This is a genomic window from Rhodocytophaga aerolata, assembly GCF_030503435.1.
Lineage (GTDB): Bacteria > Bacteroidota > Bacteroidia > Cytophagales > 172606-1 > Rhodocytophaga > Rhodocytophaga aerolata.
In genome coordinates this window covers 147,414-166,003 of sequence record NZ_JAUKPO010000013.1, presented here as the reverse complement: position 1 = coordinate 166,003, position 18,590 = coordinate 147,414, and the positions used below count along the sequence as shown (strand labels likewise).

Below are 18,590 nucleotides of genomic sequence, written 5' to 3'. Positions count from 1 at the left end.
GCTTAAACCACTTCTTGAAGCATTTGTTGTAATACTCTGTTTATCAGTAAGTATAATTTAATATTTTTTATATCAACCAACCACCTACATGGATTTACAAGAACTCAGGCAGCAAATTGATGAAATTGACAATCAAATGCTCGAGCTGCTGAACAAACGTGTGGAGATAGTAAAAAAAGTGGGCGAATTAAAACGGGCTACCAATACTATCATCTACCGGCCAGAAAGAGAAAAAGCCATTATCGACCGTCTGTCTGCACTCAATCAAGGGCGTACACTCAACAGGTCGGCGATAGAGGCCATCTATCTGGAAATTTTTGCTGTTAGCCGCAACATCGAACTGCCTGAGCGTATTTCTTATCTGGGGCCGGAAGGAAGTTTTACACATCAGGCAGCCGAAAGCCGCTTTGGTGCCATGAGTGATTATATTTCCCTGCCAAGCATCCGGTCCGTATTTGAAAGTGTGGATACAGGAAGGGTAAGATTTGGCGTAGTTCCCATTGAAAACAACCGGGAAGGCATTGTCAATGAAACAATCGATTTACTGTATGAACTAGATATAAAAATTGTAGCTGAAGTGCTGTTGCCCATACATCATACCTTTGCAACCAAATGCCATACTCTGCAGGAGGTCAAACGGGTGTATTCCAAAGATATAGCTTTCCGCCAATGCCAGCGATTTCTCAATGAATACCTGGATGTAAACCAAGTAGATTTAATTCCTATTGAATCTACCTCTAAAGCTGCCAGAATTGTTTCAACTGAACCAAATAGTGCTGCCATCTGCTCGCATATTGCGGCCAAGCTGTTTGGGGTTCCCATTTTGTTCGAAAACATTGAAGATGGACAATATAACCGAACCCGCTTCCTGATTATTAGTAAAGACTTTACTAACCAGAACACAGGCAAAGACAAAACCTCATTGGTGGTAGATTTACCAGAGAAGCCAGGTAGTCTGGCCTCTTTTCTACAGGAGTTTAACGAAAGACAAATCAACCTGACCAAGATCGAAAGCCGGCCAACCAGAGCAGATGAAAAATTCAGATCGTGGTTTTACATAGATTTTGACGGGCATATTGAAGATGAGAAGGTCCAGGAAATTTTACAAAAACACACCTCTCATGTGAAATGGCTAGGTAGTTATTTAAAATTATCTTAGTGGCAAAAATAAATTTATAATACCCTAAACATCAATAGCTTACCTAACAAATTATTAGATATAACCTTCGCATAATATAGTGTAATATTAGATAACACACCAATTCAGTTTACTAATAATTTGTTAGGTTACCATAAATAAAATCCTAAAATAAAAAACATATTTTGTACCGTTCGCTTACTAAGCCGTAAGTGTCTAAATAGATAGAATAGTAGTACATGGAAAACAACAATCAGTCAAATGAATCCTTGCACGATGCTGTACTGGTATCAGGAATGTACGAAAACTGGTTCCTGGATTATGCTTCTTATGTAATTCTGGAAAGAGCCGTACCTGCCGTTGAAGATGGCCTGAAACCTGTGCAGCGGAGAATCCTGCACGCCATGAAGGAAATGGATGATGGCAGGTATAATAAAGTAGCTAATATCATAGGCCAGACCATGCAATACCATCCCCATGGTGATGCTTCCATTAATGAAGCCATGGTGAATATGGGCCAGAAAGATTTACTAATAGACACCCAGGGAAATTGGGGCGATGTACGTACCGGAGATGGAGCGGCCGCGAGCCGCTATATCGAAGCCAGGCTTTCGAAATTTGCATTAGATGTAGTATTTAACCCAGATACCACACAATGGCAACTCTCCTATGACGGACGTAAAAAAGAACCCGTAACACTTCCAGTGAAGTTTCCCCTGCTACTGGCTCAAGGGGTAGAAGGTATTGCCGTAGGTCTGTCAACTAAAGTAATGCCCCACAACTTCTGCGAACTTATTGAAGCATCCATTGATCTACTGAAAGGGAAAGACATTACCATTTATCCCGATTTCCAGACAGGTGGGCTTATTGATATCACGCAATACAATGAAGGCCAGCGGGGTGGAAAAATACGTGTTCGAGCAAAGATAGAAGAACTAGACAAGAAGACACTAGCTATCAAGGATGTACCGTTTGGCGTAACTACTAATCAGTTGATTGACTCTATTATAAAAGCCAACGATTCCGGCAAAATTAAAATCAAGAAAGTAGTAGATAATACAGCCAAAGATGTAGAAATACAAGTACAGCTGGCTCCCAACGTTTCGCCCGACATTACCATAGATGCCCTGTATGCCTTTACCGATTGCGAAGTTTCTATTTCTCCCAATACCTGCGTCATCATTGGAGAAAAGCCTCATTTCATAAGTGTAAATGAACTGCTAAAAATAAATACCGATAATACAGTAAGGCTGCTGAAACAAGAACTAGAAATTCGCCGGGCCGAATTGTTAGAAAAACTTCTGTATGCCTCTCTGGAAAAAATCTTCATTGAAAACAGAATTTACCGCAAAATTGAAGAGTGTGAAACATGGGATGCTGTCATTAGCACAATTGATAAAGCCCTGGATAAATATAAAAAGCAGTTTTATAGAGCCATCACCGTAGAAGATATAGTCCGCTTAACGGAAATAAAGATTAAACGGATTTCCAGATACGATTCTTTTAAGGCAGATGAGTTGATGAAAAGGCTTCAAGAAGAACTTGAAGAAACAGACCAGAACCTGGCTAATCTGACTAAGTTTGCCATCAATTATTTCCGGGAACTGCTGAAAAAATATGGCAAAGGGAGGGAACGGAAAACAGAAATTCGCACATTTAATACCATTGCTGCTACAGCTGTTGCGGCGGCTAACCACAAACTTTATGTAAACCGGAAAGAAGGTTTTATTGGGTTTGGCCTTAAAAAAGATGAAAATGTTGAACATATAGGCGATTGTTCGGATATTGATGATGTGATCGTATTCCGCCGGGATGGAAAATGTGTAGTGAGCAAAATACAAGACAAACTTTTTGTCGGAAAAGATATTATATATGCGAGTGTCTTCAAGAAAAACGACGAACGCATGGTATATAATCTGATCTATACAGATGGCAAAGAAGGCACTTCCTATGTAAAGCGGTTTCAGGTGACGGCCGTTACACGCGACCGGGAATATGAACTGACAAAAGGAAATCCGGGCTCCAAAGTACTTTACTTCACAGCTAATCCGAATGCCGAAGCGGAGATTGTTACAGTGAACCTGACAGCAGCCTGCAAAGCGAAGGTAAAAAATTTCGACTTCAATTTTGCTGAGCTGGAAATAAAAGGACGAGGAGCCCAGGGAAATATTCTTACCAAATATCCGGTTCGGAAAGTCAGCCTTAAATCAGAGGGAGTTTCTACGATGGGTGGCTTGAACATCTGGTACGATGAAACCATTGGCAGATTGAATACAGATGGCCGCGGCCGGAAACTAGGCAAGTTTGATGGGGAGCAGAACATTCTGGTTATTTATAAAGACGGACAGTATGAACTAACCAATTACGAACTTACCAACCGCTACGAGCCCAATGACATTCTGCTGATTGAAAAGTTTGACCCCAATACCATAATTTCGGCTATTCATTATGATGGCAACCAGGCTAACTTCTTTGTGAAGCGCTTCCGCATAGAAACCAAAGGCGTAGATAAGAAATTCTCCTTTATCTCGGATGCCAAAGGCTCTAAACTGGTAGTGGTCACTTCTGACCCAAAACCACAGGTTGAAGTTTCTTTCAAGAAAAGCCCTAAAGATAAAGAAGAAACCGACACCTTTGACCTGGATTTACTTACAAAAGTAAGTGGCTGGAAAGCCATAGGAACAAAACTTTCCAGTTATAAGGTCTTACGGGTTAAACTTTTGGCGAGTAAACCTGAAAAAGATATAGACCGGCTCATTATACATCCGCCCACCGATAAGGATAAAAAAGACGAAAATGGTACAATGAATATTAACCAACTAGGTATATTTTAAAAAAAGGCAGGCTTAGAACCTGCCTTTTTTTATAGTTCTACAGCCATTATACCTGCATATAGGTTGCTTGTATTTTTGTACTTGTCTAATTTCTTATAAAACTACTCCGGTTAAAGTACTGTTAATTATATTTATGATTAAAAAAATTACATTCCAGAGTAGATACTACTGTTTCCTTATAATTTTAGAGACTAAGGAAATAACTAAACCAGTACATTACTTTCATACACTATAATAAAGCATTATCAAATCAATTTCAGACCGTTAAAATAAATATAGCTACTTTTCTAAGGAATTTCCGTAATTTAGTTGCCTTGCATTTCTATACCTGAATGTTCATCCACCGACCAGCTTTCAATTATATTGCCTTTTGGTTATTCATGGTAATATCCACTTTTGCTAATGCACAAAGCATTCAGATTAAAGGCCGGGTTACTGATGCCGAAACTGGGGATGGAATGCCTTTTGTCAATGTTTTTTTCAAAGGAACTTCTATCGGTAAAACTACAGATTTTGATGGCTATTATTCCATTACTACCTCCACACCTACTGACTCGCTGGTTGCTTCCTACATTGGCTATATAGCAAAAACCAAATACGTTAACCGCTCGCTTGGCAATCAGGTGATTGACTTCCAATTATCTTCCAACGAAGTAAAACTGGATGAAGTAGTTGTGGTAGCCGGAGAAAATCCTGCTTTCCCAATCATGCGGAATGTGATTAAAAATAAAGACAAAAACGATAAAAGATCACTGAGTGCGTATGAATATGAAAGTTACAATAAAATAGAATTTGATATAGACCACCTTTCTGAAAAGCTCAGGCGTAACAAAACCTTGCAGAAAATAACCCAGGTGATGGATAGTATTGAGCGAATTGCGGGGGAAGATGGCAAACCCATTCTTCCCATTTTTATATCCGAGTCGCTTTCTAATGTTTATTACCGCAAAACTCCTCAAAAGAAGCGGGAGTTTATTTTGAAAACCAACATCACAGGTATTGGCATGCAGGATGGCAGTTTGCTTTCTCAGCTAGTAGGTTCTTCTTTTCAGGAATACAATTTTTACAATAACTGGCTTAATATATTAGAAAAAGATTTTGTTTCGCCAATGGCCGATGGCTGGAAAGCATCCTATGATTTTTTATTGAATGATAGTTTGTATGTAGGCGAACATTGGTGTTACCGGATAGATTTTACCCCCAAACGGGTACAAGATCTGGCATTTAGCGGCACCATGTGGATAGAAAGTAAAACATATGCCTTAAAACAAATTGATGTAACAGTGGGCAAAGGGGCAAATCTGAATTTTGTGGAAAAAATAAAAATTCAGCAGGAATTAGAGCCAACTAGCGGAAACGCCTGGCTCCCCTCACGCACCCGGGTCTTAATTGATGTAGCTGAAATACGGGATGAATCACCGGGTATGCTCGCTAAGTTTTACACCTCCAATAAAAACTTCAAAATAAACCAACCCAAAGATCTTAAATTTTATGACGTACCCCTGGAACTAGCTGAAGATGCCCAGCAAAAGGAAGCAGGGTATTGGGATGCGAAAAGACACGATTCATTAACCTCTACAGAAAAAAATGTGTATGTGATGATTGATTCTGTCAGAAACCTACCTACTGTTAAAACCTATGTTGAAATCTTAAATATTGCCATAAATGGGTACAAAAAAGTTGGCCCGGTAGATGTGGGCCCATATGTACTGGCTTATGGTCTGAATACCGTAGAAGGACATAGATTTCAGCTTGGGTTTAAGACCAATGCAGATTTTAGCAGAAAATGGGTAGTAAAGGCGTATGCGGCTTATGGAACCAAAGATACCAGGCTAAAATACAGTGCCGAGTTACAGCGGATTATCTCACGAAAGCCCTGGACAATAGCCGGAATTAAACGCCGCTACGACCTGGAAAGAATCGGCTTGCTTACCGATGATATTTATGACAATACGTTGCTGCTGACAGCCTCCCGGTTTGGCACTTTGCGAAGGCCATTTATGAGTACTGAAAACACCTTCTATGTGCAAACAGATGTAAGGAAAGGCATTACTCAGCGCATAAAACTCCGGCAAATGGATTTCAATCCATTGTATAACTTTTCTTACCTTAAAAATCCGGAAGATGGCGATAACTCCCCTTTGTTAACCAGGTTCTCTACTACCGAACTTGTGATGGAAACAAGAATTACCAAAGATGAAACATTCTTGCAAAATGATAATGAACGCATTAGCTTAGGGACAAATAAACCTGTGATTTCGCTGCAATACACACTTGGGTTAAAAGGCATATTGGGTGGGGACTTTAGTTATCACAAATTCAGCCTGACTGCCAGCCAGGATGTTCGTTTAGGAATTCTGGGAAGATCCTACTATGCCATTAATGCAGCGTATATCCCCGGAAAATTGCCTTACCCACTGCTTTTCAACCATTTGGGAAATCAAACATATTTTTATAACTCGTCCTCTTACAACCTGATGAATTATTTTGAATTTTCCAGTGATCAATATGTATCATTGAATTATCAGCATAATTTTGAAGGACTCCTTTTTAACAGAATTCCCCTGATGCGAAAATTAAAATGGCGTATGCTGGCAACAGCTAACGTGCTTAAGGGAAGTTTACGCGAAGAAAATTTACATTTATATCCACAGACAGTAAACCAGTCTTCCATTCTCCCCCCCATCCAACCCCTGGGTTCCATGCCTTATGTAGAAGTAGGTTATGGCATTGAAAACATATTCAAATTTATACGTATAGATGCTGTACATAGACTTACGTATTTGAATCAACCAGGCGTGCGCAAATTTGGTATTTTTGTGACTACCCAATTCAAACTTTAACCGTTTAGGCATTAGCCTGACTGAACTTTACGGTTTTTTTAGTTAATTTAAAAAAGCCTGTGGAAATACCTGCGTTGGAAAAGTAACTATTCCATTTGTGTGGCTGAACCTGTTATTCTCTTACGGCTTTTTTGTTTATGTATATTTAATGAAAGGTTGCTGAATAAAGCGGGATACCTGTACATTTCCTTTTACGATACAAATATAAACTCAAAACCTATGAAAATTGCTTTGGAAGTTATTGGCTGGCTCATGTTAGCTTTTACTTTATTGCCCATGATCCGCACCTCCCTCTGGTTCATTCGCATCATGGACTTTCCCAGATTTCAGATTGCCCTTATTAGCCTGTTGATCTTAATAAGTTACCTTACTTATTTCACGGTTGAAAATGTATATCAGTACATTTTTTTAGCTGCCTTAATCCTTGTCTTACTCATACAGGGCAGGTATATCTATCCATTTACTTTTCTGGCTCCTAAGCAGGCGCAACGTAGCAAAGAAAATGACCCTAACAATACTATTTGCCTCATGATTTCCAACATCCGGATGGAGAACCGCAAATCGAAAAAATACCTGCAGATTGTAAAAGACAAAAAACCCGACATTATTCTGATAAACGAACCAGACCATTGGTGGGCCGAACAATTAGCTGTATTAGATAAAGAGTATCCATATCATGTAAAAAAACCCATAGAGAATACCTATGGAATGATTGTTTATTCTAAGCTTGAATTTGTAAAGGCCAACCTGCAATTTTTGGTTCAGGAGGATATTCCTTCCGTACATGCGGTTATAAAGTTGCGGTCTGGTGAAGAAATAGAATTATGTTGTGTGCACCCTACCCCTCCCACTATTGGCTCTAACACCGAAAAACGGGAAGCAGAACTATTAATCGTTGGAAAAAATGTAAAAAAATCTAAACGCGCCAGTATTGTTGCAGGAGACTTAAACGATGTAGGCTGGTCGCATACCACCAAGTTATTTCAGCGGATTAGCGGACTGTTAGACCCCCGGGTTGGTAGAGGTTTTTTCAATACCTATAATGTATTTGTTCCCTTCTTCCGCTATCCATTAGATCATGTATTTTATGATCCCAGGTTTAAGCTTGTGCATCTGGAAAGATTACCCAAATTTGGCTCTGACCATTTTCCAATTTTGATCCAATTACTATACAAACCCGAAGAGAAAAAAGAGCAGCACCCCAAAAAAGCAGATGCAGAAGATAAAAAAGAAGCGGAAGAACTTATCGAAAAGGGGGTAGAAGAATCTTAGTCTTCTGTTTTTCGAATGCAAATATTTTCGTAACTAGCAGCATCAAATGAATGTATTAGGTAATGCATACCCATTCTTTTATTCTCAATTTGTAATTTTCTATAAATTATTTGTATGGCCTGGCTAATTTTAATTTTCATTCTCATTGTAGCAAGCATTGTTTCTGCTTTCACTGTGCCCAACGAAAGCATTAACTGGTACAAGCGGAAAAATAATGTACCTTAATAATTGCAAGCGTCTAAAAAAGAGCCCTGCATGCAGGGCTCTTTTTTAAGAAAGTCTGGATAAAATTATTCTGTTAGCCCTTCTATTTTAACTGTTGCCTTTCCCTTGGCTGTTACCAGGGCAACAATCGTTTCTGGAGTTATGTATACATCCGCTGGGGTTAATTCTTGAATTTGTGCATTTACAATTATCCCTTTGGCCACTTGCTTATCCGTAAGTTTACTTTGAATCAACTCTTTTGCCTCCTCCATACGCTCTCCCAGGGGAATCCGTAGTTTCTCCTGCAAAGTCCTTACGAATTTACCTTTTGCCAGCCAGTTTGCCGTTTTAATCAACTTATTCTTAGTATCCAGATCATAGTCTAAGTTCCACAGGGCCACCGATTGAGTATCCGGATCATAATACGGTTTTCCTTTCAGATAAACGGTACCTTCGATACTTCCGGCCATGCCAGCCTTTACCACGATATTCTCCCCATGCCCATATAAATCTATAGAAGTCAGCGTAATTTCGTATTTACCCTCACTAAAAGTGAAAGTATGGTCTACAAATTTTTCTGCTAAAATCTGAGAGGCATAGGCATGCGATACTTGGCCGCTTACGCCTATAGAAACCTTATCTGGCATTTGTTTTACCAGTTGCAATGCCGGGAGCTGTTCATTCACCACTACTTCAGGCTTAAGGCCGGAGACAGTCTGAGAATAAGCTTTTACACCCAGCATGGCTGTAACCAGATTTTTTTTAACTGCCAATGGGGTAAGTAATACTTCGGTTGGCGTCAGTTTCAACCACGTTTGATACTCCTGGGAAAGTAAAAATGGCTGCTGAACTCCTATCCACGCCTTCTGCACATATTTGCGGATGTCTAATCTTTCGGCTACCTGCTTATCTAATAAGGAGGCAATGCGGGCTTGTTGTGTATCTATCGTATTATCCAGAAACGAAGCAACCGATAATTCAACAAAACCTATTTTTATCTTAGGTTTAGAAATCCAGTCGTATCCCTTTGCCAAGGTAGTAGTTTGTACCTGCCATTGTTCATTTACGCTTACTTTCGTGACAAAATGCACATTCAGTTCGCAATCGGTTTCTTTAAATTCTGTATGGTTTATTCCCATCCGCTCCAGCGACAAGCCGCCTTTTGCCCATATGCGCAGGGGTACAGTTATCTGAAACTGGTTATTGACTGCTTGAATAGTAATGGGTTCTCTTTTCCAAACTTTCAATAACAAGTTATCTCCTTCATTATTTTCAAGGCTGGTATCTTCAAAAATAAGGTCTTTCACTTGCTTATTCATTTGCTTTTCCAGTTCGGAAAGCGGAATGGTTACCGGAACATTAATAACAGATAACTGGCTTACTGGCTGTGTACTCACTTGGGTATAGGTTTCTTCAGGTTGTATTGGATTAATAATTTTGGTACGCTGGCAGGAAGTAAAGATAAAAAGTATGACAATAAGCTGACATAGCCGGACACGGCACTCCGAAGGAAATATAGACATAGGCTGGTTAGACACAATATATCCTGAACAATTTGCAAACCTAGTTGATTCCAACCAATATTACTAACGTAGCGGTGTCTTAGCCTTTTGCCAGATGCATGTATTGCTGCTGGTATTTGGACGGACTTTCTTTAACTGTTTCCTTAAACTGCCGGTTGAAGTTTGAAATAGTTTTGTATCCGCATTCGTAGGCAACCTGGGTAATACTCAAATTTCCTTCAATCAGTAAGCGGCAAGCATGGCCTATACGGATTTCACTGACAAAATCAAAAAACGTTTTATTGGCTCTCGCTTTAAAATACCGGCAAAAAGCTGAGGGACTCATATTGGCCAGGGCAGCCACTTTTTCCAAGGATATTTCTTGCTGGAAATGCTGCATCACATATTCGTGTACTACCCGCATCCGCTCCGTTTCGGTATGTTTATAATTATTTTCAAAACCCAGGCTGGCTATAAATTCGCACTCTTCTGAGCAGGCTAACGTATATAATATATCCAGCAAACCCATAATGCTTTCAAAGCCTTCTTTGTTTACCAGTTCAAGCATTTTAGCTAACACCACTTCATGGGTATTTCCGGTAATTTCCAGCCCATGTTGAGCTTTTTCAAACAACTGCTTTAGTAATACCATTTCCTGCTTTTCAAAAAACTCGGCTCCTAGAAAGTCCGCCTCAAAATAAATGACTATTCCATGTGCTTTCGGAGCTTTGTCTTTTTTCAGGTAGTCGTCGCTTCGCCATAGATGCGGCATGTTAGGCCCCAGTAAAACCATATCGCCTGATTGAAAATGCTTAATATTATCACCAATAAACCTGGTGCCACTTCCTTCCATGACACAAAACAATTGGTATTCCGGATGAAAATGCCAATTGGGGTCGAATACCGGATCATGGAATTCTTTCACGATGAAGGAGTGAATAGAGGAAACGGATTTTTTTAATAATGCTTTCATAACAGGTATCTATTTACTAGGTAACAGGCCATATGATATACCGGAAAGTTTGCCATTTCTGACTGGCTCAGAACCTTTTTTTGATCCAATAGTAGCCTGAACTTTAACCAGTCTATCTATTTATTTACCTTTTTTATTAAATATAGCTTTTAAAATAGTCAAAATAGAGGAACAATTGGTTAAAAGAAACACATTTTTTTTATTAGGATTTAACTAATATTGTATTATCTTAATCCAAGTGTTTGTAGGCCAGGATAAATAGATTGATAAATTGAGAAAAAAGCAGCAACATTTACCGAGTTTTCTCAACTATTGCTCTACATAATACTACATAAAGATCACATTTTATCATACGTAATCCACCTCATTAACTAATAACTATTATGACCAGGAAACTGAACATTGCCATTGTTGGATTAGGCTTCGGCGCAGAATTTATTCCAATCTATCAGCGGCATCCGCATACCACCATGTACGCCATCTGCCAGCGTAACCAGTCAAAACTGAATCAGATTGGCGATGCGTTTGGTGTAGAAAAACGATACAGCGATTTTAATGAACTGTTGAAAGATCCGGATGTGGATGTGGTACACATTAACTCACCCATTCACTTGCATGCGTCCCAGAGCCTGGCTGCTTTAAAAGCCGGAAAACATGTAGCCTGCACTGTACCGATGGCAACTACGGTAGAAGAATGCCGGCAAATAGTAGCCGCTCAAAAAGAATCCGGCAAAAAATACATGATGATGGAAACGGTTGTATACAGCCGGGAATTCTTGTTTGTCAAGGAATTGTATGAGAAAGGCGAATTAGGCAAAGTACAGTTTCTGAAAGCCAGCCACCAGCAGGATATGGACGGATGGCCTGATTACTGGCCAGGGTTACCTCCTATGCACTACGCTACGCACTGTGTAGGTCCGGTAGCAGGGTTATTAAAGCTTGATGCAGCCTATGTTTCCTGTTTTGGTTCTGGTACAATCCGGGAAGAATTAATAGCGCATTACAACTCACCGTTTGCTGTTGAAAGTGCTCATATTAAGTTTAAAGACAGCGACTTAAGCGCCAATGTATACCGTTCCCTGTTTGACACTGCCCGCCAGTACCGTGAAAGTTTTGAAGTATATGGCAGCAAAAAATCATTCGAATGGCCATTGATTGAAGGAGAAGATCCGGTGATTCATACAGCTAAAAAACACGAACATGAAATTCCTTCTAAAGTTCAGGTGCCAGACTATGCGCATCTGCTACCAGAATCCATTCAAATGTTCACAACGAAAGGGGTATATGATATTGAGGCCAATCAACACTTATCCTTTGTGCAAGGAAGCGGCCATGGAGGCTCTCACCCACATTTAGCTCATGAATTTATTATGAGCATTATTGAAGACCGCGAACCTTTCCCGAATGCTCCCCAATCAGCCAACTGGACCAGTGTAGGTATTCTGGCACATGAGTCAGCATTAAAGGGAGGAGAACTTATCCAGATACCTGATTTTACTTCAACTGATTATCTTTATCAATCCGAGCAGTCACATGCATCTACTAAATAAACAAACCAGATCATTCCGGAGCATTTTTTACCTGTCGGTAAGCCTGCTGATCAGTTGCTTTGTACTGGTGTATTGCACCTCCAGCAAAGGAACCAACACCCGTTCTGCCAAAGCAGAAAATAAACCAAGGCGCGTAGAAATTCTTTTCCTGGGCGACAATGGACATCATAAACCTGTTGAACGGATTCCTGCATTAATGGCAGCCCTGGGTAACAAAGGCATAAACCTCACCTATACGGATAAGTTGGAAGATATTAATCCTGAAAACTTAGCCAAATACGATGGTTTAATGATTTACGCCAACTGGGACAGTATCCCAGCTGCCCCTGAAAAAGCATTACTAGATTTTGTCTCTTCAGGCAAAGGCTTGATACCTGTACACTGTGCTTCTTATTGTTTCCGCAACTCTTCCGAATACGTGAAGATGGTAGGCGGACAATTCTGGCGGCATACCATGGATACCATTCAGGCAACGGTAACCAAACCGGAACATCCGGTTATGCAAGGCTTTACCCCATTCAAAAGTTTTGACGAAACCTATCTGCATCAGCAACTACAAGCCGATAATAATGTGCTGATGGAACGGGAGATTAAAGCTGACCAGACAAAAGATAAGCCTAATCAAAAAACAGAACCCTATACCTGGACACGTTCCTATGGAAAAGGCCGCGTGTTCTATACAGCTTATGGGCATGACGATCATACCTGGAGCAATGTGGGATTTCATAAACTGATGGAAAATGGCATTTTGTGGGCGGTTGGCGATGATGTAAAAAAACTGCACGATGCCTTAAACCCGCAGCCATTTGCTTATAAAGAAGCAAACTTGCCTAACTATGAGAAACGTCCCGGCACTCAGAAGCAGCAGCTGGCACTGACTCCGGAAGAATCTATGAAGCATATCCAGGTTCCTGCGGAATTTACACTGGAACTTTTTGCCAGTGAACCCAATGTCATGCACCCTATTGCCCTTACCTGGGATGAAAGAGGCCGCATGTACGTATTGATTACCAAAGATTATCCCAACGAACGCAAAGACGATGGAGGCAGTGACTATATTTTACTGTGTGAAGACACAAATAAAGATGGCAAAGCCGATAAATTTACCCGGTTTGCGGAAGGATTAAGTATTCCTACAGGGCTTGTCCGATACAAAAATGGATTAATTGTTTCGCAGGCTCCGCATATTTTATATATAGAAGATACCAATGGCGACGATAAGGCCGACAAAAAAGAGATCCTGTATACTGGTTTTGGCACGTTTGATACCCATGCAGGTCCTTCCAATTTAAAGTATGGATTTGATAACTGGATCTATGGAAGCGTAGGCTACTCTGGCTTCAAAGGTAAAATTGGTGCAGATTCTTTAAAGTTCGGACAAGGTTTCTTCCGTTTCAAACCAGATGGCTCGGCACTGGAGTATGTAACCAGTACTTCTAACAATACCTGGGGCTTTGCCTTCAATGAAACCGGCGATGTATTCGGTTCTACAGCCAATAACTCACATGGATGGTATATGCCTATTGCTCACCGTTTCTTCAATTCCGCTCCTGGAGTAGACAATGGTAGCCGCAGTACAGATACGCATAAAGATATGAAGCCTATCACCGGTGCTGTACGCCAGGTGGATGTGTTTGGCGGATTTACAGCAGCTGCCGGTCATAGCTTCTATACCGCCAGAGCTTTTCCTAAAAAATACTGGAATACAGTGGCATTTGTGACAGAACCGACAGGTCATATTGTGCATCAGAATGTGATGGCTAAAAAGGGCACTGATTATGAAGATGTAGATGGTTTTAACTTATTAGCCGGTGCCGACGAATGGGTATCTCCAGTGGCCGCAGAAATTGGTCCGGATGGTGCCGTTTGGGTAGCCGATTGGTATAGCTTCATTATCCAACACAATCCAACCCCTAAAGGATTTGAAAATGGCGAGGGAAATGCCTATGAAACCGATTTACGGGATTATACGCACGGCCGTATCTACCGGGTGGCTTATAAGCAAGCTCCCCCCTACAAACCGATGGTTTTAAGTAAAGACAAACCACAGGAACTGGTAGCTGCTTTGAAGAACAACAATATGTTCTGGCGGCAAGCAGCCCAGCGGATATTAGTAGAAAGAAACAACCGGGATGTTGTTCCACAACTACTTGCTTTGGTGCAAGATCAATCTTTGGATGAAATTGGTATAAATCCTGGCGCCATACATGCCCTTTGGACACTCCATGGCTTAGGAACTTTAGATGGTTCAGATGCAGCAACCATGGAAGCAGTAACAAAAGCATTAACTCATGCATGCCCTGGCGTTAGAAAAACAGCCGTACAGGTACTTCCTTACAAAGCTAGTTCTGTTAATGCATTATTGCAGGCCAATACCTTAAATGATAAAGAACCACTCGTAGTGCTGCATTCATTATTGGCTCTGTCTCAAATGCCGCTTTCTCCGGAAGCTGAAAAAGCAGTATTGGTCCGTATGGAAAATGCCACAGAATCCACAGACCGCTGGTTGCCAGATGCCTTTGCCTGTGTACTTACCAGTAACAAAGGAAAGCTGATGAATGCCTACTTGCAACAAGTAGCTGCTAAGGCCTCTACCACACAAAAATCAGCAGGCAATTCGGCATCTGCTATGGACCATAATCACGAAGCTATGCAAACTGCTACCAATACAGGTAATGAGCAGAGAACTGTAAGTTCATCCAACAAACCCGATTTAGTAATTACTTCGGTGCGTAGCGAACCGGCTGCCCCTGCCCTGCGTGAGACCGTCCGCTTATTTATAGAAGTTCAAAACCAGGGCGAAACGGCTATACCAAGTGGTACGGTTACTCCGCTGGCTATCCGGATTGAAGGCAATAATAAACTGATCAATATGGTTAGTATGGTGCATTCTGCAGGTATAGCTCCCGGTGAAAAAGTAACCATTTCTCAAAACACCAATGGTCCCTGGACTGGTCCAATTAGCTTTAACTCAGACCAGGCTGGTACATATACGATACAGGTTGTAGCTGATAAAGACAATCAGATTGCGGAAGCAAACGAAAACAATAACCGGGCTATGTTTAAGTTGGTTTATCAGGCTCCTAAAAGCCTTGCTTCGTACGCCCTGGAAAGAGCTATAAGAAGCTATACCTCTGTAGCCGATGCTCCGGAAGTGATCAGCTTACTCAAACAGTCTCAGCAACTAAGTGCCGATGAAAGCGGAGCTATCGTAAAAGGGGTTACTACGGGCTGGAATATGAAAAAGACAGCTACTGTAGAAGAAAAGGATAAGGAGTTTCTGGCGAGCTTGAGTAATAACATCGGCGTAGATAATAAAGACCGGTACAATCAGTTGTTACAGGCCTGGGGCTTGCGCTCTGCCGAAGAAGCATCAGACCCTAATGCACAAATTATCCAGATCAAGGCAGTAAGAGAAGCTTTACAGTTTGACAAAAAAGAATTTACGGTAAAAGCAGGTCAGCCGGTAGAAATTGTGTTCGAAAACCCTGATGCCATGCAACATAACATGGTTATTGGGAAACCTAAGTCACTAGAAGTTATCGGGGCGGCAGCGGATAAACTAATTACTGCCAAAGATGGCGCAGAAAAAAATTATGTACCCTCCATCTCGCAGGTGATAGCCTCTACTCCATTGGTTAACCCTGATCAGACTTTCCGGCTTAAGTTTACTGCACCTAGTCAAAAAGGAAATTATCCCTTTGTCTGTACATTCCCCGGCCACTGGCGGATTATGAACGGAGTAATGAAAGTGGAGTAACGAACTTCAAAATTTTAGTCAGCTTGCTGCTGACAGAAGATAGTTAAATGTGTTATTATTAATGTATTAAAACCATGGTAATTTTGTTGCCATGGTTTTTTGTTTACTATTAGTTACCTGTAATCTAGTGCTTCCCCCCTATTATATTGATCTAATGATTGCTATACATGGATGCTGTATGTAGGTGATGGATGTAAAATAGGTACAAGCACTTTGATGATGGGATGGTTTCTACTAAATCTCTAACTACACTTGCTTTAACTCAGTATGACTCGTGCTTAAGCCGTTACCAATAACACAAAAACCTGTCTGCTTAAAAGCAGACAGGTTTTTTTATACATTTTAAGTTATCTTAATGGAGTAGAATCAGGGAAGATAACAGAAAGCTACCTATAGAGTGATCAGGCATATTAATAGCCATTCCGTATTTTAGCGATCTTATTTTTATAATTAAGGATATTTACTTTTAAATCTTTTCCTTCCGCACTTTCCTGATCCTCTAAAGATTCAAACCGATCTATCATTTGGTTGCACTCATTGATCATTCCTTCCAGAACGCTGTCATCATGTTCGTAGATTTTAACTCTATCCAGATCTGTAATCTTTCTCATGTGTAGTAATAATTTTTCTGTGTAAGCAATATATTAATTAGTAAGCAAAGTTCAAAAGAGACTACTGTAGAAACGGCCAGGGTATGTTAAGCAATCATAAGTATAGTTGTCCGGCAAAAAGTAACCGTTTATTTTTCTTAAAATATTCAGCAGCACCTTCTTACGGATAAGATAGGTAGAAAAAAAGCCTGCAACCGTTTATGGATACAGGCTTATGTAACTTGATTAATTATACGTTTAAGCTTCCGCCTCGTTCACAATAAAACTTCTTTCTTTGATTCTACCGGAAACAAGCATAAATACTAGTAAAAAAGCCATCATCAATCCTACGAAGAACCAGAAATAAGTTGCTCCTTCTAACTGTGCAAAAAAGCCTTTGTTGGCAATGCTGCTGTTTACCAAAGAAACAAATATATTTCCCACTGCTACAGTTAACAGCCATATAGCAGACATTGTACTTTTCATAGCTTTTGGTGAATGGGTATAGGCATATTCTAACCCTGTAATAGATACTAACACTTCAGCAGCAGACAAAAGGAAATAAGCCAGAATCTGCCACCAGATAGTGGGAGAACCCCCATTATCTATTTGTTCCTGAATCAGAGCAATTATAACAAAAGAACAAGCAGTCAGGAAAAGGCCAGTACCAATACGGCGCAGAGGAGTTGTTTTAAGACCTAGTTTATCAAAAAATGGGTAAATTATGTACGTAAATACGGGAATTAGAGAAAGCAAAAACATTGGATTCACGGTCTGCACTTGCTCTGGAAGAAGTTCAATACCAAATACCGTCCTATCCATTTTAGCTGCTTGCAATACCCATTCAGAAAGGTTCTGATCCCACATAGCCCAGAATATCGGAATGAAGGCAAACACCATGAGAACCCGGTAAACAGCCTTTACTCCTTCTACGGACTCTTCTTTAAAATTTGCTTTTGCTACATCCAGCCAGGATTCGCCTTTTTTCTTTTTTCCTACATTTGCCAGAGCATATAAAGAGATAAACAGGAAATTATTCCGCTGAATACCTGAAGGAGGCACTTTCCGGTATTTTCTGCGGCCTAACCAGAAAATAAATGTTGCCAGGGCCATTAAAATACCGGGTACACCAAAAGCCCAGGCTGAGCCATACTTTGCATAGATAATGGGAATCATTAAAGTAGCAAAAACAGAACCTGCATTGATGCTGAAATAGAACCAGCCATATACTTTAGACATCAGGTGCTGATTAGATTCATCAAACTGGTCGCCTACGTTTGCCGACACGCACGATTTAATACAACCGGCCCCAATGGCTATTAATACCAAACCAAAGGTAAATCCTTGCAAATCATGATCGTAAATGGCAAGCGTTAAGTGGCCAATGCAGTATAATAGAGAGATATATAAAATAACCTTATACTTGCCAAAAAACCAGTCGGCCAATATGCCTCCCACCAAAGGCATGGCATACGCCAGTGCCACAAAGAAGTGGGTTTGCTCATTGGCTTGAGCCTCGGCCATAGTCTGCATAGCCGGATTGCTGGAGGGATTGAAGAACTGCGCTACAAGAAAGGTTGGCAGAATAGAACGCATCCCATAAAAACTGAAGCGTTCAGCTGCTTCGTTGCCAATGATGTAGGGGACACTTTTCGGGTATTTATCTGTTTTTTTCTGGTTAATGGGTACAGTTTGTGTTGATTCCATGTAGGTTTAAGGTTGGTTATGGCTTTGCAAAGTAGACGAAGCAAGAATAGTCAGCCTGGCAGAGCAATAACAATGAGAAGTTAGTTTGTGTGAATAATGGTTTATCCGACAGATGGAAAAGCAAGTTACTAAAAATATAAGCATTTTGCCACTAATCTGTATGCGAACTAAGCTGGGGGCTTTTTATACCCGCCTAGGTAATGAATCTGCTCTACCT

General features: G+C 40.6%; 10 protein-coding genes. 6 read left to right on the top strand and 4 right to left on the bottom strand.

The window, feature by feature from the left end:
• The first annotated feature begins 88 nt into the window (after positions 1-88).
• The 4 genes from pheA (at position 89) to Q0590_RS20745 (ending at position 8,087) form a co-directional block, all read left to right on the top strand.
• A complete protein-coding gene (pheA, locus tag Q0590_RS20760; RefSeq protein ID WP_302039521.1) occupies positions 89-1,159 on the top strand; it encodes a prephenate dehydratase in 1,071 nt (356 codons plus the stop codon).
• A gap of 218 nt (positions 1,160-1,377) precedes the next feature.
• Positions 1,378-3,972 (top strand): DNA gyrase/topoisomerase IV subunit A, encoded by a 2,595-nt coding sequence (locus Q0590_RS20755; protein WP_302039520.1) that lies wholly within the window; start codon positions 1,378-1,380, stop codon positions 3,970-3,972.
• 380 nt (positions 3,973-4,352) lie between these two features.
• Complete coding sequence (locus tag Q0590_RS20750) at positions 4,353-6,815, top strand: DUF5686 and carboxypeptidase-like regulatory domain-containing protein (RefSeq protein ID WP_302039519.1); 2,463 nt, start codon at positions 4,353-4,355, stop codon at positions 6,813-6,815.
• A 219-nt stretch (positions 6,816-7,034) separates the two neighbouring features.
• The gene (locus Q0590_RS20745; protein WP_302039518.1) at positions 7,035-8,087 is read left to right on the top strand and encodes an endonuclease/exonuclease/phosphatase family protein; all 1,053 of its coding nucleotides are present in this window, start codon (positions 7,035-7,037) and stop codon (positions 8,085-8,087) included.
• A 290-nt stretch (positions 8,088-8,377) separates the two neighbouring features.
• On the opposite strand, the gene Q0590_RS20740 is transcribed toward Q0590_RS20745, so the two are convergent.
• Positions 8,378-9,814 (bottom strand): DUF4403 family protein, encoded by a 1,437-nt coding sequence (locus Q0590_RS20740; protein WP_302039517.1) that lies wholly within the window; start codon positions 9,812-9,814, stop codon positions 8,378-8,380.
• Positions 9,815-9,893: 79 nt separating this feature from the next.
• Positions 9,894-10,766 (bottom strand): AraC family transcriptional regulator, encoded by an 873-nt coding sequence (locus Q0590_RS20735; RefSeq protein WP_302039516.1) that lies wholly within the window; start codon positions 10,764-10,766, stop codon positions 9,894-9,896.
• Positions 10,767-11,149: 383 nt separating this feature from the next.
• Here Q0590_RS20735 and Q0590_RS20730 point away from each other — a divergent pair, with 383 nt between their 5' ends.
• Positions 11,150-12,316 (top strand): Gfo/Idh/MocA family protein, encoded by a 1,167-nt coding sequence (locus tag Q0590_RS20730; RefSeq protein ID WP_302039515.1) that lies wholly within the window; start codon positions 11,150-11,152, stop codon positions 12,314-12,316.
• Positions 12,300-16,076 (top strand): PVC-type heme-binding CxxCH protein, encoded by a 3,777-nt coding sequence (locus Q0590_RS20725; protein ID WP_302039514.1) that lies wholly within the window; start codon positions 12,300-12,302, stop codon positions 16,074-16,076. Before Q0590_RS20730 ends, Q0590_RS20725 begins: the two co-directional genes overlap by 17 nt.
• Positions 16,077-16,486: 410 nt before the next feature.
• Here Q0590_RS20725 and Q0590_RS20720 read toward each other — a convergent pair whose 3' ends face one another.
• Positions 16,487-16,687 (bottom strand): hypothetical protein, encoded by a 201-nt coding sequence (locus tag Q0590_RS20720; RefSeq protein ID WP_302039513.1) that lies wholly within the window; start codon positions 16,685-16,687, stop codon positions 16,487-16,489.
• Positions 16,688-16,924: 237 nt separating this feature from the next.
• Positions 16,925-18,373 (bottom strand): POT family MFS transporter, encoded by a 1,449-nt coding sequence (locus Q0590_RS20715; RefSeq protein WP_302039512.1) that lies wholly within the window; start codon positions 18,371-18,373, stop codon positions 16,925-16,927.
• Between the last annotated feature and the right edge of the window lie 217 nt (positions 18,374-18,590).